18 protein-coding genes are annotated in these 19,696 nt (G+C 36.5%); 2 read left to right on the forward strand and 16 right to left on the reverse strand.

The window, feature by feature from the left end; all coding sequences use genetic code 11:
- Positions 1-189: 189 nt before the first annotated feature.
- The 5 genes from LF887_RS00970 to LF887_RS00990 form a co-directional block, all read right to left on the reverse strand.
- On the reverse strand, positions 190-660 hold the full coding sequence (locus tag LF887_RS00970) for a DUF6702 family protein (RefSeq protein ID WP_236856971.1): 471 nt from the start codon (positions 658-660) through the stop codon (positions 190-192).
- 58 nt (positions 661-718) lie between these two features.
- Entirely contained in the window at positions 719-1,471 is a 753-nt protein-coding gene (locus LF887_RS00975; RefSeq protein WP_236856972.1) for a TIGR00730 family Rossman fold protein, read from the reverse strand.
- Positions 1,472-1,479: 8 nt separating this feature from the next.
- Positions 1,480-2,193 (reverse strand): NDP-sugar synthase, encoded by a 714-nt coding sequence (locus LF887_RS00980; RefSeq protein ID WP_236856973.1) that lies wholly within the window; start codon positions 2,191-2,193, stop codon positions 1,480-1,482.
- Positions 2,194-2,263: 70 nt separating this feature from the next.
- Positions 2,264-2,680, reverse strand: a complete 417-nt coding sequence (locus LF887_RS00985) for an RNase adapter RapZ (protein ID WP_236856974.1) — start codon at positions 2,678-2,680, stop codon at positions 2,264-2,266.
- 84 nt (positions 2,681-2,764) lie between these two features.
- Positions 2,765-3,784, reverse strand: coding sequence for an aminoglycoside phosphotransferase family protein (locus LF887_RS00990; protein WP_236856975.1), 1,020 nt, complete (start codon positions 3,782-3,784; stop codon positions 2,765-2,767).
- A gap of 206 nt (positions 3,785-3,990) precedes the next feature.
- On the opposite strand from LF887_RS00990, the gene xrtF reads away from it, so the two are divergent.
- Positions 3,991-4,521 carry an exosortase family protein XrtF gene (gene xrtF / locus LF887_RS00995; protein ID WP_236856976.1) on the forward strand — a complete coding sequence of 177 codons (531 nt, stop codon included), beginning with the start codon at positions 3,991-3,993 and terminating at the stop codon, positions 4,519-4,521.
- Positions 4,508-4,957, forward strand: a complete 450-nt coding sequence (locus tag LF887_RS01000) for an exosortase F system-associated membrane protein (protein ID WP_236856977.1) — start codon at positions 4,508-4,510, stop codon at positions 4,955-4,957. Before xrtF ends, LF887_RS01000 begins: the two co-directional genes overlap by 14 nt.
- A gap of 52 nt (positions 4,958-5,009) precedes the next feature.
- Here LF887_RS01000 and LF887_RS01005 read toward each other — a convergent pair whose 3' ends face one another.
- The 11 genes from LF887_RS01005 to rnhA all read right to left on the reverse strand — a co-directional run bounded on the left by LF887_RS01005 (position 5,010) and on the right by rnhA (position 19,694).
- On the reverse strand, positions 5,010-6,008 hold the full coding sequence (locus LF887_RS01005; RefSeq protein WP_236856978.1) for a cation diffusion facilitator family transporter: 999 nt from the start codon (positions 6,006-6,008) through the stop codon (positions 5,010-5,012).
- 57 nt (positions 6,009-6,065) lie between these two features.
- Complete coding sequence (locus tag LF887_RS01010; protein WP_236856979.1) at positions 6,066-7,088, reverse strand: aspartate-semialdehyde dehydrogenase; 1,023 nt, start codon at positions 7,086-7,088, stop codon at positions 6,066-6,068.
- 67 nt (positions 7,089-7,155) lie between these two features.
- On the reverse strand, positions 7,156-7,587 hold the full coding sequence (locus LF887_RS01015) for a hypothetical protein (RefSeq protein WP_236856980.1): 432 nt from the start codon (positions 7,585-7,587) through the stop codon (positions 7,156-7,158).
- An 86-nt stretch (positions 7,588-7,673) separates the two neighbouring features.
- Entirely contained in the window at positions 7,674-10,280 is a 2,607-nt protein-coding gene (locus tag LF887_RS01020) for a TonB-dependent receptor (RefSeq protein ID WP_236856981.1), read from the reverse strand.
- 208 nt (positions 10,281-10,488) lie between these two features.
- Complete coding sequence (gene nadC, locus LF887_RS01025) at positions 10,489-11,349, reverse strand: carboxylating nicotinate-nucleotide diphosphorylase (protein WP_236856982.1); 861 nt, start codon at positions 11,347-11,349, stop codon at positions 10,489-10,491.
- Between the two features lie 12 nt (positions 11,350-11,361).
- The gene (locus LF887_RS01030; protein WP_236856983.1) at positions 11,362-11,994 is read right to left on the reverse strand and encodes a hypothetical protein; all 633 of its coding nucleotides are present in this window, start codon (positions 11,992-11,994) and stop codon (positions 11,362-11,364) included.
- Between the two features lie 14 nt (positions 11,995-12,008).
- Positions 12,009-13,580, reverse strand: a complete 1,572-nt coding sequence (gene nadB / locus LF887_RS01035; RefSeq protein WP_236856984.1) for an L-aspartate oxidase — start codon at positions 13,578-13,580, stop codon at positions 12,009-12,011.
- 31 nt (positions 13,581-13,611) lie between these two features.
- Positions 13,612-14,238, reverse strand: a complete 627-nt coding sequence (locus LF887_RS01040; RefSeq protein ID WP_236856985.1) for an NAD(P)H-dependent oxidoreductase — start codon at positions 14,236-14,238, stop codon at positions 13,612-13,614.
- Between the two features lie 119 nt (positions 14,239-14,357).
- Entirely contained in the window at positions 14,358-16,616 is a 2,259-nt protein-coding gene (locus LF887_RS01045) for a gliding motility-associated C-terminal domain-containing protein (RefSeq protein ID WP_236856986.1), read from the reverse strand.
- A 179-nt stretch (positions 16,617-16,795) separates the two neighbouring features.
- Positions 16,796-19,054 (reverse strand): lectin-like domain-containing protein, encoded by a 2,259-nt coding sequence (locus LF887_RS01050; RefSeq protein ID WP_236856987.1) that lies wholly within the window; start codon positions 19,052-19,054, stop codon positions 16,796-16,798.
- A 163-nt stretch (positions 19,055-19,217) separates the two neighbouring features.
- Positions 19,218-19,694 carry a ribonuclease HI gene (gene rnhA, locus LF887_RS01055; RefSeq protein WP_236856988.1) on the reverse strand — a complete coding sequence of 159 codons (477 nt, stop codon included), beginning with the start codon at positions 19,692-19,694 and terminating at the stop codon, positions 19,218-19,220.
- Positions 19,695-19,696 lie beyond the last annotated feature (2 nt).

Genomic DNA, 19,696 nt, shown 5'->3' on the forward strand with positions numbered 1-19,696 from the left:
CATTTTCACGATAAGAATAAATTTTTCTGAGTGTATACTATAAGTAGAGCAAGTAGTTTTTTTACTTAAATAAAACGGTGGTCCTTTTAAACTGGTCTATTAAGCCAGTGTTGGCTTTTATGCAAAAAAAATACCCTAAAAGCTAAGCTCTCAGGGTACCCATTTATAATGGTTAAATCTAATTTTCTTTTAAAAAGAAACCTCATTTACTTCTTTTCCTCTTTGGAAGTTCATCATTTTCTGGCTGCCTTTATAGCCAATGCTGACCAGATTGATTTGCTTGGGAAAAGCACTTAAAAGGATCGTATTTTTAATTTTTAAGGTGCTGATATCTGAAACACCACCGGTTTCAAAATACACCCATACAGTTTCTCCGCTGACCTGGCTTCCTGTGAAGGTAATTGTTTTGGGAGCACCATTGACAAATACATCAAAATTATTGTTCACATATTTTTTAACTTCTGCTTCAAAGCCTGCCGTGTTAGGGTTGATTTTGATAGCATCAGAGATATGGCTTGTATTCATTTTTGTGGTAAACTTCAACGTCTTGCTTCCATCAATATAGTCCACTTTGGTCATTGAAGAGAAAAAGTCTGCATACATAAAACTCATTAACACAAAAAATGTTAAAATTCCTGATATATATAAAAGTTTTTTCATCTTAATTAATAGATTTACAATCATACTTGCTAGTTATAAGTCACAAATAATATGCCAATTAGAAATTTACATTCACAGAATACTTATCATAAAAAGCTTTAATATGCGCTACTGCCTCATCAGCAGTGTCTACCACGCGATAAAGATCCAAATCATCTTCAGCAATCATTCCTTCTTTTAGCAGAGTGGCTTTGAACCAATCCAGTAATCCACCCCAAAATTCACTTCCTACCAATACAATAGGAAACTTGCCAATTTTGTTGGTCTGAATCAGGGTCATTGCTTCTGTCAGCTCATCCAAAGTCCCGAAACCTCCCGGCATTACTACAAAACCCTGAGAATATTTTACAAACATTACTTTTCTTACGAAGAAGTAATCAAAATTCATAGAGTAGGACTTATTGATATAAGGATTAAAGTGCTGCTCAAAAGGGAGGTCAATATTAAGACCAATGGATTTCCCTTCTGCATTAAAAGCACCTTTGTTTCCGGCTTCCATAATACCAGGTCCACCTCCGGTAATAATTCCGAAGCCTAATTTTGTTATTTTTTCGGCAATTTCTACTGCCATTTTGTAGTACTTATTCTCCGGCTGCAGACGTGCTGAACCAAATATAGAAACACAAGGCCCTATCTTAGCCAGTTTTTCGTAGCCGTCTACAAATTCAGCCATGATCTTAAAGACCATCCAGCTGTCTTTGGTAATCGTTTCGTCCCAGGTCTTCTGTCTGAAACTGTTAAGCAGTTTTGTTTCGTTTATATCAAATTCCGGATTTACTAAACTTTCATCCCTGGTCCCATCAATTTCCATTGCAAAATTTATTTAAAATGTTTCTCTGCTTCTATTATGGATGCCGGCCTTCCGACATCTATGAGAATACTGTCATGTTTAAAACCGTGTATATGCTCGGTCTGCATCAGATCCAGATATTCTTCCATAATAGAAAATTTGCCTGTTCTTTTTATTTTTTCAAAGATAATAGGGTTGATGCAATGAACTCCACTGAATGCCAATGCTTTAAATCCCTTGTTGAATTCAGCAAGACGCTGTTCACCCGTCTGTACATTCAGCCAGCCCCTTAAAACAGAATCATCATTGAAAAGGAGTTTTCTAGAACTTTCCCTATCTGAAACTGCTAAAGTAGCAAAATCTTTTATCTTTTTATGATATTCTACCAATGCATTGATATTTAGGTCTGTTAAAATATCAGCATTCATAATTATAAAATCTTCTCCGTGATCAAGATACTTTCTTGCAAAAATCAAGCCTCCTCCGGTTTCAAGGAGCTCGTTAGATTCATCGGAGATTTCTATCTTACAACCGAAATTATCATTTTTATTTAGAAAATCAACTATTTGACTTCCAAAATGATGAATATTGATAACAAAATCTGTTATTCCGAAGCTTTTCAGATAATTGATATTTCTTTCCAAAAGTGGAATTTCATTTACTTTTGCCAGTGCTTTTGGATGGTGGTCTGTAAATGGTTTAAGGCGGGTGCCTTTTCCTGCTGCGAAAATAAGAGCCTTCATAATTGGTTGACTAATAAGTAGTGTGTAATGGGCAGTTTGATAAATGATCAGTAAATAAAGTACTGATTTATTAATTATTAGCCGTGTTTAATTGTGGTTGTTCGTCGTGGTGAAGGCTTACCTGTGTTCCTTCAGGATACTTTTCTTTGATAAACTCAGCAATTTTTATTGCAGAATATACCGACCTGTGCTGGCCTCCTGTACATCCGAAATTAATCTGAAGATGTTCAAATCCTCTCTCTAAATAATCATTAATATTAATCGAGATAAGAGATTTTACCAGTTCTAAAAACTGAGGCATTTCTGTTTTAGTTTCAAGATATTCCTGAACGCCAATATCATTTCCGGTTTGTTTTTTATATTCTTCAATTCTTCCGGGATTTAAAATTCCTCTGCAGTCAAAAGCGAAACCTCCGCCATTTCCTGAATGATCTTTAGGAATTCCTCCTTTCTTGTATGAAAAACTGTGTATGTCTATGTGCAGCATTTTATCTTTTATTTTTTGTTGAACCTTTTTAGGCCTGTTTAATTATATTGAAGTGATTGTTTGGGTCTGAACAGATCTGAAGGTTTAAATTTTTATTATTCTTTCAATTTTCTGTTTTGTTTTCTCAGCGGCCAGCTGTTGAATTACTTTATTCAGTTCCGGATAATTTTTCATTTCTTCCCAGGAAAGAGCAAACTGTGTAATATTCTGGATTCCTTTTTCTAAACTTGCGATGAAATGCTGCTTTCTCTGGATCAAACCTCTGAATCCATAAGCTCCCAGGACCTGTAAGAATCTCATCATCTGAATAGGTTTGATGCAGTTTTTTAGCTGAACTCTCATTTCAGTACTTTCGAACTGGGTGATATAAAATTCAAGCATTTTATTTTTGAAATCTTCAGGAAAATTAGCCTTCGCCTGAAATAAAAAGGAAATCACATCATATAACAAAGGCCCATACATCGCAGACTGATAATCAATAAATGAAACTTTATTTTCTTCATTTACCATAATATTTCTTGCCTGAAAGTCACGGATCATAATTCCTTTAGGTTCAAGATTTTCAATGTGTACAGCAATTTTTTTGAATTCCTTCAGAAGAGTAGATTTATTGTATTCCAGTTCCAGAACGTCTGCCACAAAGTTTTTAAAATAGTAAAGGTCATGAATTACCGGAAGCTCGTCATAACTTTCATATTCAAATGTCCTTGAATAATCTATTTTCCCTTGTGTATGTATCTGTAGTTGAAAAAGCTTTTCTAATGTTTGCTGGACCAAAGATTTAACAGAAGGAGAGAAGCCTTCTTTGGTGATCACCTCCGAAAGTGTCTGTGCTCCCAGAAACTCCTGTATATACATTTTTCGGTCATCCGAAACGGCAAGAATTTTTGGAGTATTAAGATTTACCTTAGAGAATACTTCCGAATAATATAAAAAACTTTCATTTTCCGGAATATTTTCGTTGTAGGTGATGATGTATTTTTCAGTATCAGCTGAGGCCATAAAGTTGACCCTCGCAGAGCCGCTTTGAGCTAATGTGATGAATTCGGTCGATTTTTTACCCAATTGGTTTTCAAAAAATCGTTTTGCATTTTCAGAAGTCATAATATGAAAACAAATATACTAATTTAACGGGAGTTAGAAATATCAGTTCTTTTATAATTATCTGAATAGATATACTGAATGTTTTTTACAGAAAACAAAAGATAAATGCATTTGTCTTCTATATTATTTCCCTGTTTTTAGATTTAATAGCAAGCATTCTTGTCTCAAAATCAGATTTGTTTCACTCTAATTTTTATCTTTGTAATATGTTTAAGGATTTTAAACCTGTTTTAGGTATTCTACTTCGTTTCATTATCATTTATCTGGTTCTGCTTTTTGCGTATCAGTTTTATCTGAATAATGAGAAGGATTTCGGCCTGGATTCTTTTTCACGGATGATAGCCAGTCAGGTAACTGCACTTCAAAATACAATAGGCTATCCGACAGAACTTTATGACGATGCTAAGAATGGACAGGTTTGGTTTTATGTAAAATCCCAATATGTAACGAGAATGGTGGAAGGATGCAACGCTGTTTCTGTAATGATTTTATTTGTATCTTTTGTTTGTGCTTTCTATAAGGGTGCCAAGACATTTGTTTTTGCAGGAGCAGGATTAATTTTACTGTATATAATGAACATTCTAAGGATTATGGGATTGAATATTGTCATGTCAGACCATAAAGAATATGGGAAAATGTTCCACGATTTTGTTTTTCCCGCGATCATCTATGGAAGTGTTGTACTGCTTTGGCTGTTGTGGATTAAATTCTTTGCTTTAAAACATGAAAACTCTTAGTTGGCTTCTGGTGATCGTCGGAATTTGTGGGCTTGTTGGGGTCAGAATTCTGGAGAATACCCTATTTTACGACCCTTTTCTTAATTACTTTCACGAAGCTAATCAAAATATAGTATTTCCTCCGTTTGAATGGGGGAAGCTAATTGGCGGGCATTTGTTTAGATTCTTTTTGAATCTGTTTTTCTCCTGCCTGATTATTTATGGCTTATTTAAAAGTAAGGATTGGACAATTCAGGGAGCCATTATGATAGCAATTGTTTTTATAATTGCGCTGCCGATCTATCTGTATTGTGTTTATGATAAATTTGAAGTAGGATATCTTTTTTCTTTTTATATGAGAAGATTTGTGATTCAGCCTTTGATCCTCTTACTGATTATTCCAATGTTTTATTATCGGAAGCAGATGATTAGCAAAGGCCCCTCAGAAAAGATATAATCTTATTGAGTGACTATTTTCAATCTCCTTTATCCATTTGCTGCCATTATAGTTATTCTGCAGTATGTTTATCTACACTGGTTACATTTTCAGGAGTCCATTCTACACGTTTAATGAAATCTTTTTCCCGGACAGGGCATTTTTCAATCTGGCAGACAGAGCATGATATAGGCTTACAGTCATCCATATGAAAATTAAACTCAATGGTCCGTTTTATATTCTTGGCAAGAAGTAGGATTACTTTTTCCATTTCTCCATGAGCATCACGAAGATCATAGTACCATGGAAGTGTAATATGGGCATCAATATGAAGGGAAGAACCAAACTGTTGGATTTTCATATTGTGTACATCTATCCACTCTGCTTTTCTATTTTCTTCAAGGATTCTGATTACTTGGTTTAATATTTCGGGATCCTGCTCATCCATAATACCGCTTAATGATTTACGAACGATTTTATAGCCTACAAAGATGATATAAAGTCCAAAAAATAATGCAACCACTGAATCCAGCCAGTAGATCTTTGTAAAGTATACAATGACTAAACTACCTACAACACCAAGTGTTGTGACTGTGTCTGACTGAAGATGTTTTCCGGAGGAAATAAGCACCAATGAGTTTTCCTTTTCTCCTTTTTTAATAGAAATATATCCCAGCAGATAATTAATAACTGCTGTTGCTGCAATAATCCAAATTCCAAGATCAATTTTGCTAAGGGTCTTTCCTACAATAAGACTGTGAATACCTTCATAGATGATCATAATACCCGCAATAGCAATCAGGGCTCCTTCTATGCCAGAGGTGACAAATTCTACTTTTCCATGGCCATATGGGTGATCGTCATCTTTAGGCTTGGCGGCAAGATGAAGAGAGTAAAGTCCCATGAAGGCACTGATGACATTCACGATGCTTTCCATTGCATCGGAGAATACAGCGTCTGAGTTGGTAAGCTTCCAGGCAATAATCTTTCCGATGAAAAGGATGATTCCGAATATGGCAATAAGCTTCTGAAATCCTATTTTATCTTGGTGGGTATTTTTCTGGCTGTTCATAATGAGTTTGATAAAAAAAAGAATCTCAATTTTGAGACTCTTTTTTATTTTGTTAGTTTATACTAAGTTGCTAGCTACAAGATATTCTGCGATTTGTACAGCGTTTGTTGCTGCTCCTTTCCTCAGATTGTCTGCTACGATCCAAAGGTTGAGCGTTTTTGGCTGTGACAGATCCCGTCTTATTCTTCCTACGAACACTTCATCTTTTCCTTCCGAATATAAAGGCATAGGGTAGTGGTTGTTCTTTACATCATCCATTACGATGATACCAGGCGTTTCGGATAAAATTTTTCTTACTTCATCAAGTTCAAATTCATTTTCGAATTCGATATTTACACTTTCAGAATGTCCTCCCTGAACCGGCACTCTTACTGCAGTTGCAGTCAGATTAAAGGTATCATCACCCAAAATCTTCTTAGGCTCTTTCATCAGCTTGATTTCTTCTTTAGTATAATCATCTTCTGCGAATACATCACAGTGTGGTAATGCATTTTTAAAGATCTGGTAAGGATATACTTTTGCAATAGAATCATCTCCGCTGATTTGGCTCTCTTTGTTCACCGAATTTTCAATTTCACCATTTAACTGGTCCACAGCGGCTTTACCTGTTCCTGTTACAGACTGGTAGGTAGAAACTACAACTCTTTTTAAATCATATTTTTTGTTCAAAGGCCCTAAAACCATTACCAACTGAATGGTAGAACAGTTCGGATTTGCGATGATTTTATCTTCTTTAGTCAAAACATCAGCATTGATTTCAGGAACTACCAATTTCTTGTCGGGATCCATTCTCCATGCAGAAGAATTATCAATTACTGTTGTTCCCACTTCTGCAAACAATGGTGCAAATTCAAGAGAAGTAGATCCGCCTGCAGAGAAGATTGCAATATCCGGTTTGGCAGCTATAGCGTCCTTCATGCTTACAATCGTAAATTCCTTCTGTTTATACTTCACCTTCTTGCCTACAGATCTTTCGGATGCTACCGGTATTAATTCTGTTACAGGGAAGTTTCTCTCCTCCAAAACTTTCAGCATAACTTGTCCAACCATTCCTGTTGAACCTACTACAGCTACTTTCATTGATTTAATAAAAATTTTAAGATTAAACTATTTATAAATTATAATGCATATAATTTCTTTATCTATTTTAAGCCCCGAAGACTCTTGTCCAAGGGAATGCGAATGCAAATAAACCTACTGCGATCAGTCCCATAATTGTAACTCCCAGAGAGATCGTATCATTAGACTTTACTTTTTTGTTGACGATGGTCATCAATACTGCTGCAATAAGCATAGAAAATGGATGCTCAACATATTGGAATCTCAAAGCCGCATTTTTCATGACTTCTCCCATATTTAAGCCTCTGCTAAAAGTGGTGATCAGCATAATGATTCCTATTAAAAACTGAACGTGGAAGAAGATCATCGTGAAGAGAGTCGTCTTCTTCAGGAATTTGTTCACTTTTCCACTGAAACCAAACATGGTTGCTAAAAGTGCAATGATAAATAATGCAACTAAAAGAAGCTCAAGATACCCGAATCCTTTGTGGGCATTAAGCAAAATGTTGTAAAAATCCATACTTTCTATTTTTTGTACACAAAGATAACAAAAATCCCGGCTCAAAGCCGGGATTGATATTTATAAAATCTAATGTTATGATAATATTAGAAGTTGAATGATAATGTTGCTGCCCAAGTTCTTGGAGCTCCGAAGAACACTTTGTTTCCGTAAGCAACGCCTTTATACATATAACCTAGTTGTTCGTAAGTTAGTTTTTGAGTATTTGGTTTTCCATCCTGTAGATTTGTAGGAGCATCAGTCGGTTTGATATAATTTCCTCCTGCATCAGAGATGTAATTTAAATCAAATAAGTTATAAACGTTACCTCCGATCGTGAAATACTGCTTAGGATCTTTCAAACGAACTTTGTAAGAGATACCAATATCAAAAAGATCGAAGTCTTTTAATTTTAAGATTTCTCCTCCAGGTTTAGTAAATGTTCCTGCATCCATACTTCCATATACCTTACCAACGTGTCTCCATGTTCCGTAGATTCTTAAATCCTGTACCGGGATTGCTGTAAATCCTAATGCAGAAGTCATCTGTGGAATACTGTTGAAGTTAGTTCCACCTACTTTAATACCATCAAGATAAAGAGTAGTTGAGTTTTTATCAGTTCCAGGAACAGCAATAGGATTGTTATTGTTATCAAAAGTTGCTCCTGTTGCATTTCCTACATAATGGTAATCTCCTAAAGAGAACATACCGTTGAACTCTAAGAACTTAAATGGCTTATAGTTTCCTTCAAATTCAAACCCTTGGTGAACTTCAGTAATACCACTGATTTCTGCATAACCAGCTAGCGTACCTGCAGGTAATTCGAAGTTCATGTTTTTTCTTAACCATCTGTCTTTCCATTCAGTTCTGTAAAGGTTTACTGAAGCGTTAAACTTAGCAGATCTGAAACCATATCCAACTTCAAAAGAAGAAATTTTCTCATTAGTTAAACTAGGGTTTAGGAACTGTTGGTTACTTGGGTAAACAGAGTTCATGAATGGCTGCTTGCTATAGTATCCTAAGTTAGCGAATACATTGTGGTGCTCGTTGATGTTGTAGTTAGCACCTCCCTTAACATTGTAACCAAATATATTTTTAAATCCTGTTTTGGTATTATTAATTTGGCCGTTAGCTGCAGTAGAACCGTCTACTATAAAGTTATCAATTCTTTGGAATCCTTGGTTAGAAACCGATCCCTGCGCATATACTGTTAATTTTTCTGTAGAATATTCAACCTGTCCAAATCCGCTATACCAAAGTACTTCACCATCATTGCTGAAAGAAAGTCTGTCAGACATTGGTGGCTGTGATCCTCCGAAAGGATTCCACGTTAATTTTTTATAGTCGTAAGTGTTGCTGATAATATTTGGTGCTGTCAGGTTTTTATTCGAAGCATCTTTATATCCTTTAGCTCCATATAAATCGCTGGCAACCATATAGTGATATCCGTAATAATATCTGTCATCTGTACCTACTGAGAAGTTCCAGTTGTCATTGATTTTATGTTGGAAGTTCATTAAGATCCCATACCAGTTGTGAGCATTTACGCTTGATCTTCTGATTAGAGTACCTCCTGTTGCTGCTGTAGGTGCATTTACATCTACCGCTCCATTGGCTGCAAAAATCTGATCATAATTGATATGACCTCCTGTACCAGGAGTTGTATCTATATATCCGCTGGCAAATTTATTACCTACTTTTCCTACATCTGAAAGACCACCACCACGGCCGTTAGACATATACGCAACGGTACTTAAAGTTGACTTGTCACTGATTGTCCAGTCCCAGTTTAACATAATTACCGGCTTAGCGTAGTAATTAGCTTTGTTTGATACCGCTACTTTTCTGCCATTAGCATCTGTATAGTAACCAAAGTCAGAATTATATTCTCTGAATGGAGTACCATCCTGCTTTGGATTGTATTTGAAATAATCGCCTAATGAGTTAGAAGTATATCTTTGGTCGTGCCATTGTGGAGCAGACGTCATCATAAATTGTAAATTATGCTTTTTGTTAGGTTGGAAACCTAAAGCAAAGAAATAAGCATAAGATTCATATTGAGTGTTTTCAGCATAGGTAGACCCTGCCTGTCTGCTCATTAAGAATGATGAAGACCATCCATCTTGTGATTTACCAGTATTGTAAGCGAAAGATGTTTTTAAATAATCATTGTTACCTACCCCTAAACGGATAACACCTCCCTGCTTCATATCAGCTGAACGTGTAATGTAGTTAATAGTACCTCCTACTGAAGCAATAGCCAGTTTGGAAGAACCAAGTCCTCTTTGTACCTGAATTGCACTGGTTACATCAGATAAACCTGTCCAGTTAGAAGTATACACAGTACCGGTTTCCATATCATTTACCGGCATACCGTTTACCATTACGGCAATGTTTCTTGATTCAAATCCACGAATTACTATTCCGGAGTCACCAAATCCACCTCCAGCTTTAGTAGCAAAAACGGATGGTGTAGTATTCAAAAGCTCTGGAAGTTCCTGGTTACCCAGTCTTTCCACAATTTGTGCAGCTTTAATGTTGGATACTGCAACAGGTGTCTTTCTATCTTTAGCGATATCTGTAACACCTCTTAGGATCACTTCATCAATGTCTTTGGATTTAGTAACTGTATCCTGAACTTGTTGAGCGTAATAGACACTAGCTGTTGATAATGTAATTATCGCAGTAAGAATCGATTTGTTGATTAATTTCATAATCGTTAGTAATAATTAGATTTAATTTTCTGCAAAATTCGCAAAATAAAATTTAACTATTATTAACTCAATGTTAATTTTTAATCAATCTTAATAATATTAAATGATTGATTATCAGCAACATGAATAAAAATTGATTTTTTACATGAAAAAAGTCATGTTGATGAATATTTAAGAAAGTGTAGGTGTTTTTGTTAAAAATACAAAGCTATTTCACTGCTTTGAGACTCAAATCAATATTCTCAGCAGAGTGTGTAAGGGCTCCCACAGAGATATAGGTGACACCAGTTGACGCAATTTCTTTCAGCATATCTCGGGTAATACCACCTGAAGCTTCAGATTCGCATGAACCATTGATCATTTTTACAGCTTGCATCATTGTTTCTACATCCATATTATCAAGCATGATTCTGTCCACTTTTGCATCAATAGCTTCCTGAACTTCTTGAAGGTTTCTTGTTTCAACCTCTATTTTCAGTTTTTTCTTATTCTTTTTAACGTAGTCCTTCGCCATTGCTACGGCATTGGTGATGCTTCCGTTGTAATCAATATGATTGTCTTTCAGCATGATCATATCATAAAGGCCATATCTGTGATTGGTTCCACCGCCTATAGCAACAGCCCACTTTTCACATATTCTGAAGTTAGGAGTTGTCTTTCTTGTGTCTAATAGTTTAGTCTTTGTACCTACCAGTCTTGAATCCCATTCGTGAGTAAGCGTTGCAATACCGCTCATTCTCTGCATACAGTTAAGGACAAGTCTCTCTGTGGAAAGTATCGATCTTGCACTTCCGGTTACAATCATGGCTATATCTCCAACCTTTGCAGTATCTCCATCTTTAATGAAAATTTCAACTTTCAGATTTTTATCAAATGTTTTAAAAATGATGTCTGCCAGCTCTACACCAGCAAGAATACAGTCTTGTTTTACCAAAAGTTTAGCACTTTGTACAAGATCCTGCGGAATGGTAGATAAGGTAGAGTGGTCGCCATCCTGAATGTCTTCTTCAAGGGCGTTTTTTATAAATGTCTTTAATGCTTTATCTGTTACGTAGCTAGGTCTTTTCATTGTTTTTTGCTTTTAGTAATAAAACGAAGATCTTTTTCCAAACAATAAGTCATGAATGATGAAAAGCAAAATGACTTCATTTTCTTTTGCATCTATTTTTTCAAAATCTATATTGTCTTTTATTTTTATGTTGTTTTGATTAATGCCTTGAAACTCTAATACTTGTTTTTCGTTTCTTCCTTGTGGTATCACTTTATAGCTCCATTTAAAATTATCCCAATTATATTCTTGAGTGTAGTAAATGATTTTTTCTCTATTGAATGTTAAAATCGGATATTGAGGATTATTGACGTAATACAGAGTTAAACGCAGCTTATTATCTTTAATTATATTATTTAAATCGAATTTTAAACTTCCATAATAGTCAGGCTTTCCTAAGCCCTTCATATTGCATAAAATATTTAATACTAAAGGATATCTGGATTTTGGGACAATAATCTTTTTTAATAATGTTATTCCATATAAACCGAAAAGAAATCCTAAAATCATTATTCCTGCAAAGATGACTATATTTGAAAAACCATCAATTTTTCCATCTTTCACCCAAAAACTTAATAATACAAAACCGCAAATCAATGAAAGTATCATTCTTGAATAGAATAAAATATTTACTGTTGTAAGAATATTTAAATTCAGGGTTTTCATTTGTTTAATAAAATTTAAACCAAGTCTTTATTATAAAATGCTCCCTTGTTCTCTGTCATTTCCATGGACTGACTAATGATAAGATAAGCAACGGTGGTAAGGTTTCTTAGTTCTGACAATTGTGGTGAGAGAATAGAGTAGTGGTAAATTTCGTCCACGGCTGCTGCAATCTCCTGATGTTTTTGCAATGCCATGTTCAGACGTTTATTACTTCTTACAATACCTACAAGGTCGCTCATCATTTCCTGAAGCTGTTTTCTAAGATAGCTGACGATCACCATTTCATCCATGATTTTCATTCCTTCTTCATTCCATTCCGGAACTGCTTTCAGATCGTCAAAGTTGAAATTGTTTTCATTCAGAAGTTTTACCGCTTTCATAGCAGCATTGTGCCCGAAAACCAAACCTTCAAGTAGGGAATTTGACGCGAGTCTATTGGCGCCATGAAGTCCTGAATTGGTGCATTCTCCTACAGCAAAAAGATTTCTGATAGAAGATTGTCCGTCTCTGTCTACTTCAATTCCTCCCATTAAGTAATGACAGGCAGGTACAACGGGTATTAATTGAGTGAATGGATCAATTCCTTCGTCTTTGCATTTCTTGTAAATATTCGGGAAGTGTTCTAAGAATTTTTCATGATTCATTTCCTTACAATCTAAACCTACAAATTCGTCTCCGGTAATTTTCATTTCGGCATCGATAGCTCTTGCAACGATATCTCTTGAGGCAAGCTCTTCCCGTTCATCATATTTGTGCATGAATTTTTCGCCTCTTTTAGTTCTTAATTTTGCTCCGTCTCCACGTACGGCTTCTGAAATTAAAAATAACATTCCATCCATTTTGCTATACAAAGCTGTAGGGTGGAACTGATAATACTGCATATTGGAAACCTTTCCTTTTGCACGGGCTACAAAAGCAATTCCGTCTCCGGTGGCAATAGTAGGGTTGGTTGTATTTTTATAGACGTGTCCGGCACCTCCTGTGGCTGCCAGGGTAATTTTGGATGTTATTTTTTTAATTGTTTTGGATTTTTCATCCAGAATATAAGCACCATAGCAGTGAATGTCGCCTTCATTGAGTTCTTTTCCGGGAACGTGGTGCTGTGTAATAATATCAATCACATAATGATGGTCGAGGATTTCAATGTTTGGGCTGTTATTGGCTGTTTCCAGTAAAGCTCTTTCGATTTCAAATCCTGTAATGTCTTTATGATGGACGATTCTGTTTTCGGTATGGCCTCCTTCTCTTCCCAAAGCAAACTTCCCGTTTTTCATATCGAATTGAGCGCCCCATTCTACAATTTCATTAAATCTTGCCGGAGCTTCTTTGACTACCATTTCCACTACATCGCGTTTATTTTCGCCATCACCGGCACGCATGGTATCGTTAATATGTTTTTCGAAGTTGTCTTTTTGGAAGTCTGTGACTACAGCAAGGCCGCCTTGGGCATATTTAGTGTTACTTTCATCCTCGTCAGATTTTGTTACGATGATGATTTTGGCATCAGGGAGCTGTTCAGATACTTTAATGGCATAGGAAAGTCCGGAAATGCCGGAACCAATTACTAATACATCCGCTTTTATCATATGCTTGCTTTAGGTACAATCGTTTAAAAGATTAAATAAATTTAAACAATTTTTCGTTTGGTTTTCTTACTTTTTTCATGTGCTGGAAAGGATCTTCATCAGAACGGTAGCCTAAAGCGAGGGTAACGGTTACCTTTTCTGTTTCGGGATTTATATTGAGAATCTCTTCTATAAGGTCCTGTCGGAAGCCTTCCATGGGGCACGAGTCTATATTTTCAATAGCAGCGGCATACATCAGATTGGCCAATACTATATAAGATTGTTTTTCTGCCCAGTTGAAAATTTCGTCCTGTGTTTTTTGATTAATATGCTGATTGATACTGTTTCTGAAAGGATCAAGTTTCTCAAGAGGGGTTTCTCTTACTTCGGAAATATGATTAAAATAACCCCGGATATAATGTTCTTCAATGTTTTTCTTTGAAATAATGACAACCAGATGAGAACAGGTGGATATCTGAGAGGGATTGTAAAAAGAGGGAATCAACTTCTGTTTCATTTCCTCACTTTCAACAACAATAATTTTATAGGGCTGAAGTCCCAGGGAGCTGGCAGACAGTTTTCCTGACTCAAGAATATTATGCAGCGTTTCCTGAGGAATAATTTGATTATTAAATTTCTTTACAGAATATCTTCTGCTTAAAGCTTCCAAATAATTCATAGCACAAATTTAAGAATTGAATATGAATAAAGAGGCTTTAAAATGAAATATCTCCTTCCTGTAAATAAAAAATCACCCCGGCTGGCGGAGTGATTTTTTTACATAGGTGAAAAGTGTATTTAATCTCTGTTTTTTACAACAATCCAACCAGAAAAATTTATTGGAGTGTTGGTTCTGTTATTTTCTTTCCATGAAACAGAGTACCAGTAATTTCCGGTAGGAACTTTTTTGCTTCCATTGGTAGTGCCTGCCCATTTGTATCCATTGGTTTTATCAGCCTGGAAAATTTTATAACCATACCTGTCGAAAATTCCTATTTCCAGATTTTGCTTACCTGCAAGGGCAGAATAGTCAACAAAATCATTAATTCCATCATCATTAGGTGTAATTACATTAACCAGATTAGGAACGGTGATGTTGATTTCAATAGGCGTACAGTTATAATTGTCTTTCACAAATACTTTAGCTTCTCCTCTGGCCACATTTGTGAATATATTGGAGTCCTGCCAGATAATATTATCCATTGAATATTGATAAGAAGGAGTCCCTCCGTTTACGTATACAGTAACTTTATTTCCTGAGATATCAATACTAGTGACCACCGGATTTTCAGCTGCATATACTGTTACGGTCTGGATTGCTGTACAATCTCCTGTTTTTAGTTTTACCCAATAAGTACCTACTCCCACATTTGTTATGGTCTGCGTAGTAGCTCCGGTACTCCATTCATAACTTTTAAAACCGGCTCCGGCATCTAAAGTTGTTTTGCTTTCCATGCAGATCGTCTTGTCTTTTAAGACCGTAGAGAATACTGGAGGAAGTACAGTTAATGTAACTTTGGCGATTGAGTAACAGTTGTTTGTGTTGAATACCTTTATATAAGCTACTCCATTGGGTGCAATATAGGCTGTAGGAGTTGTGATTTCATTGGTTTCATTGATGGCATCAGTTAGTGATGGGTAATATTTTTTGGATGCTCCACCCTGGGAAACTATAGCTCCTGTAAGATTAAAGGATGCTGTAGAAGGGTTGGTTTGAATAAAGCACGATCTTATTTCGGCATCGTTAACGGTGACAACAGGATATATATTTAAAGTGATTTTGGCGGTGCTTACACATCCTTGTGCTGTGGTTACTCTTACATATATAGTAGCTGCAGGCGACTGATATGCTGCAGGATTCATAATCTGATTGGTACCATTATTCATATCATATAAAGAAGGATAGAATTCTTTAGTAGTACCTGTGAGCGTTGTTACTGCTGCTGTGGTGAGGTCAAACGTCGCAGTCCCCGCATTGTTATTATTACATCCGATAAGAGTAGCGTCCGTTGCTGCAAACGGAGTGGGATTAAGCTGGATAACTCCGTCACCATTGTCACAGAGTGTTGAAGTAGGATCTTTGATAACAACTTTAATAGTTGTGTTTCCTGAATATTGAAAACTTGAAGGGTTAGCAATAGGGGTAGAACTCCCCAATATATAGTAGGTGAAAAGATAATTCCCGGGATTGTTTACAAACTGAGCATTAAATGAGGTAAGATCTACTACACCATTTCCGGTGGAAGGATTGGTACATACAAACGGTGTTAAAGTATTACTCAAAATGGGAACTTTATCTACATATACCTTTGCGTTCTTAATAGAATGTCTTGCACTGGCACCTCCTGTGGCAGCAGAGAAACCAAAGTATCCCTGTGACATCCCTGCAGCACCTCCGGAAGGAGCAAAAGACTGATCAACGATAAGCACACCGTCTATCTTTACTTTGATAATCCAGTTTATAGGATTGGTAAGGTCTGTCTCTCCATTTACTTCAACATGCCTGTAAGCATCTCCTACGAAAGGTTGTGTGGGGTTTAGATCAGGCGAATGGAAAGTACTTCCGGCCGTGTTGTTGAATTCAATATTATTACCGGCTGTATTATTGGTTCCATACAAAATATGTACTTTACTCATTTGGGCTTCAGTAGTATTGTTGAAAATATCAAAGCCTACCATTAGTCCTGAAGCGTTAGCAGGGATCCCTAGTCCTCCTCCTGATACAAATCCTGTAGGTGGGTTCGCAAGATACCAGAATGTGAAACCATCTCCTCTTCCAAATTGAGTGGTTCCATTCCCGTCAATTCTAAAGTCGAACTCCACTTTCCATTTGTCACAATAGCTTAGAGTGATGGGGGTGGATAATTTTATGGCTCCGTATTTACTGGTCTGGTCGGTTGTAAGCCGGATAAAGTCTGCGCTTACTACAGCATCAGAAACAAGATCCCAGCCTGTTGTATTTACCGGATTTCCGGCAAGCTGGTAGGTTTGTGAAAAAAATCTGCCTGGCAAACAAAGTAAGACAGACAGCAATAAAATGAGTATATCTTTTTTCATAGTGGTTGGTTGTGATATTGTTAGTTATAATATTAAATAAATTCTGAATTTTAAAATATTGAAATTGAGGACTGTTAATCCTTTTTTATGGTTAAATAGTGTGGTTGATTTGGATTAGAAACAGACTCATAAAAAAATCAAAACCACCCTATGAAAAAGGTAGTTCTGATCTTAAAAGGTTAATCTCTGTTCTTGACAAGTACCCAGCCTGAATATTTAGTTTCAGTATTGTTTTTGTTGTCTTCATTCCATGAAATGGTATACCAGTAAGTTCCTGTAAGAACTTTTTTACCGGAAGCGGTCCCGTTCCACGTGAAATTTCTCATCTTACCTGCTTCATATAGTTTGTTTCCATATCTGTCATACACAGTGAATAACAGATTTTTCTTATAAGCTAAAGCAGAATAGTCAATAACGTCATTTACATTGTCGCCGTTGGGAGTAATGGCATTGATGAGATTAGGTACTGTAATCTGGACTTCAACAGGAGTGCAATTGTAGAAATCTTTTACATAGACCTTTACTTCACCTCTCGCCAGTCCTGTGAAGATATTAGAGGTCTGCCAGCTGAATCCGTTTATGGAATACTGGTATGGAGGGGTTCCTCCCGACACATTTATCGTAATCATATTATTATCAATATTAATACTTGAAATAACAGGATTGGGAGATGCTTTTACATTGACAATCTGGGTCGTAATACAGTTGCCTGTTTTAAGCTTTACCCAATAAGAACCTACCCCTACATCTTTAATAGACGAAGTTGTGGCTCCGGTGCTCCATTCATATCCATCGAAACCTGAACCTGCATCCAGATCTGTTTTCTCACCGATACAAATGATTTTGTCTTTCAGTATTGATGATTTAACAGGAGGAAGAACCAAAAGGTTGATTTTGGCAATGGCAAAGCATCCGTTAGCATCCGTCACTTTTGCATATACGGCTGTACTTGTAGACAGATATTGAAGTGGATTCATGATCTCATTAGTTCCGTCTAAAGCATTGGTAATGCTTGTGTAATATTTTTTACTTACTCCTGTTGTTAACGTTGTGACATCAGCAGTTGTTAAATTAAAAACAGCGCTCGTAATATTGTTTTCAATAAAACATGATCTTAGAGTTGCTTCTTTCACTGAGGTGTCTGTATAGAAAGCCAGTGTGATTTTCGCTGTGCCTGTACATCCTTGTGGAGTAGTTACTTTTACATAAACAGTCCCCGGAGCGGAGAAATAACTGGTAGGATTCAGAATTTCATTGGTGTCTGCGTTCAGGTCGGTAAGTGTTTTGTAATACTTTTTAATAACACCCGGAACATTTGTTACATTGGCAGAATTCAAGTTGAATGTTGCTGTTCCTATTTTATTATTATTACACTCTGTAATGGTTTTGTCTTCTGCTTTGAAAGGGGCAAGAACCAACAGGATTTTGGCGTCCGGATTATCACATAATATTCCTGCATTATCTTTGATGACCACTGTCACAGTTGTGTTGGCATTGAACTGATAATTGGTAGGGTTAGCAATAGGTGTAGAGCTTCCCAACGGATAGTAGGTGAAGGTGTAATTTGAGGGATTGCTGACAAACTGCGAGTTGAAAGTAGTCAGATTTACGCTTCCAAAACCAGTGGTAGGGTTGGGGCAGAAAGATTGAGTCGCAGAATTTTGTAAAATAGGAACCTTATCGGTATATATTTTTACATTTTTAATGGAATGTCTTGATCTCGCTCCACCTGTAGAAGCTGAAAATCCAAAATAACCCACTGTCATTGCTGCAGCTGTACCCGAAGGTGCAAAAGACTGATTACAGATAACATTGCCATCAATTGTTATTTTGATAATCCAGTTCGTAGGGGTGGCAGGATCTACCTGAGCGGTTACTTCAACGTGTTTAAAGGTCGTTCCCTGAAAAGGCTGTGTTGTATTCAGGTCTGGTGAATGAAAGGAACTTCCCGCAACATTAAAAAACTCGACATTGTTGGTGTCTGTTGTATTCTGAACCTGCCCGTAAGCCACATGTACCTTACTCATTGTGGCGGTAGTGGTATTGTTGTAAGTGTCGAATCCGACAATAAAGCCAACTGCATTTTGGGAAACTCCAAGGCCGGAACCTAGTACACTGGCAACCGGTGGATTGGCCAGATACCAGAATGCAATTCCGTCTCCATTAGAAGTTTGGTTAGAGTCCATTCTGAAGTCGAATTCCACTCTCCACTTGTCACAATATTTTAAATTAATGGGGTCATTCAGTCTGATAGATCCAGATTGATTATTAGTATCTGGCGTAAGCTGAATGAAATCTGTATTTACCTGTGTGGGGGAAACCATTGTCCATCCGGTGGTGTTTACCGGGTTTCCGGCAAGCTGATAAGTCTGGGCAAAGGACTTTCCTGTTATACACAAAAAAAGAACGGAAAAATAAAACAGTAATTTTTTATTCATTTAACTGGGACTTAGATTTATAAGTAAAGATATTAAATCCCAATCAAAAAATATGTATTTAATGTTAATTTTGTTAAAAAAATCAATTATTCTTTAATAAAAATTATCTCCTGTAGCAGAATAATGAATCTTATGTTTGAAATCCTGTGTTTATTTAAATTAATTAAAAAAGACTATTGTTGTCCAGTCCCTCAAAATAAGTGTCAATTTCCAGATCGGAAGAGCTGGCGGCGGCAACAGCTAGTTTGTCGCAAAGCTCATTTTCGAAATGCCCGGCATGTCCTTTTACCCAGTGCATTTTAGGGGTATGTTTATTGTAAAGTTCTATGAATTTTTTCCAGAGGTCAGGATTTTTTACATTTTTCCAGCCTCTTTTGATCCATCCTGCAATCCAGTTCTGGTTGATGGCATCTGATACGTACTTGCTGTCGGTATACACATGAATGTCATTTTCTACTGACTTCAGCTTTTCCAGTGCTGTGATGACAGCCAGAAGCTCCATTCTGTTATTGGTGGTTTTTCTGAAACCTTTTGAAAATGTTTTCTGATAGTTTTTCTCAGGTACACGCATAAGAATTCCGTATCCGCCTTTTCCTGGATTTCCGCTGCAAGCCCCGTCAGTATAAATTTCGATTCTCAAAT

Origin of the sequence: Chryseobacterium sp. MEBOG06 (assembly GCF_021869765.1) — a bacterium.
Classification (GTDB): Bacteria; Bacteroidota; Bacteroidia; order Flavobacteriales; family Weeksellaceae; genus Chryseobacterium.

What these genes read in the sequence shown, in the direction of transcription:
- LF887_RS01020 (WP_236856981.1), bottom strand. Translation starts at nt 10,280, where the DNA reads ATGAAATTAATCAACAAATCGATTCTTACTGCGATAATTACATTATCA.
- nadC (WP_236856982.1), bottom strand. Translation starts at nt 11,349, where the DNA reads ATGAAAAGACCTAGCTACGTAACAGATAAAGCATTAAAGACATTTATA.
- LF887_RS01050 (WP_236856987.1), bottom strand. Translation starts at nt 19,054, where the DNA reads ATGAATAAAAAATTACTGTTTTATTTTTCCGTTCTTTTTTTGTGTATA.
- LF887_RS01015 (WP_236856980.1), bottom strand. Translation starts at nt 7,587, where the DNA reads ATGGATTTTTACAACATTTTGCTTAATGCCCACAAAGGATTCGGGTAT.
- LF887_RS00975 (WP_236856972.1), bottom strand. Translation starts at nt 1,471, where the DNA reads ATGGAAATTGATGGGACCAGGGATGAAAGTTTAGTAAATCCGGAATTT.
- LF887_RS01005 (WP_236856978.1), bottom strand. Translation starts at nt 6,008, where the DNA reads ATGAACAGCCAGAAAAATACCCACCAAGATAAAATAGGATTTCAGAAG.
- LF887_RS00980 (WP_236856973.1), bottom strand. Translation starts at nt 2,193, where the DNA reads ATGAAGGCTCTTATTTTCGCAGCAGGAAAAGGCACCCGCCTTAAACCA.
- LF887_RS01045 (WP_236856986.1), bottom strand. Translation starts at nt 16,616, where the DNA reads ATGAAAAAAGATATACTCATTTTATTGCTGTCTGTCTTACTTTGTTTG.
- LF887_RS01040 (WP_236856985.1), bottom strand. Translation starts at nt 14,238, where the DNA reads ATGAATTATTTGGAAGCTTTAAGCAGAAGATATTCTGTAAAGAAATTT.
- LF887_RS00970 (WP_236856971.1), bottom strand. Translation starts at nt 660, where the DNA reads ATGAAAAAACTTTTATATATATCAGGAATTTTAACATTTTTTGTGTTA.
- LF887_RS01010 (WP_236856979.1), bottom strand. Translation starts at nt 7,088, where the DNA reads ATGAAAGTAGCTGTAGTAGGTTCAACAGGAATGGTTGGACAAGTTATG.
- LF887_RS00990 (WP_236856975.1), bottom strand. Translation starts at nt 3,784, where the DNA reads ATGACTTCTGAAAATGCAAAACGATTTTTTGAAAACCAATTGGGTAAA.
- LF887_RS01030 (WP_236856983.1), bottom strand. Translation starts at nt 11,994, where the DNA reads ATGAAAACCCTGAATTTAAATATTCTTACAACAGTAAATATTTTATTC.
- LF887_RS01000 (WP_236856977.1), top strand. Translation starts at nt 4,508, where the DNA reads ATGAAAACTCTTAGTTGGCTTCTGGTGATCGTCGGAATTTGTGGGCTT.
- nadB (WP_236856984.1), bottom strand. Translation starts at nt 13,580, where the DNA reads ATGATAAAAGCGGATGTATTAGTAATTGGTTCCGGCATTTCCGGACTT.
- LF887_RS00985 (WP_236856974.1), bottom strand. Translation starts at nt 2,680, where the DNA reads ATGCTGCACATAGACATACACAGTTTTTCATACAAGAAAGGAGGAATT.
- xrtF (WP_236856976.1), top strand. Translation starts at nt 3,991, where the DNA reads ATGTTTAAGGATTTTAAACCTGTTTTAGGTATTCTACTTCGTTTCATT.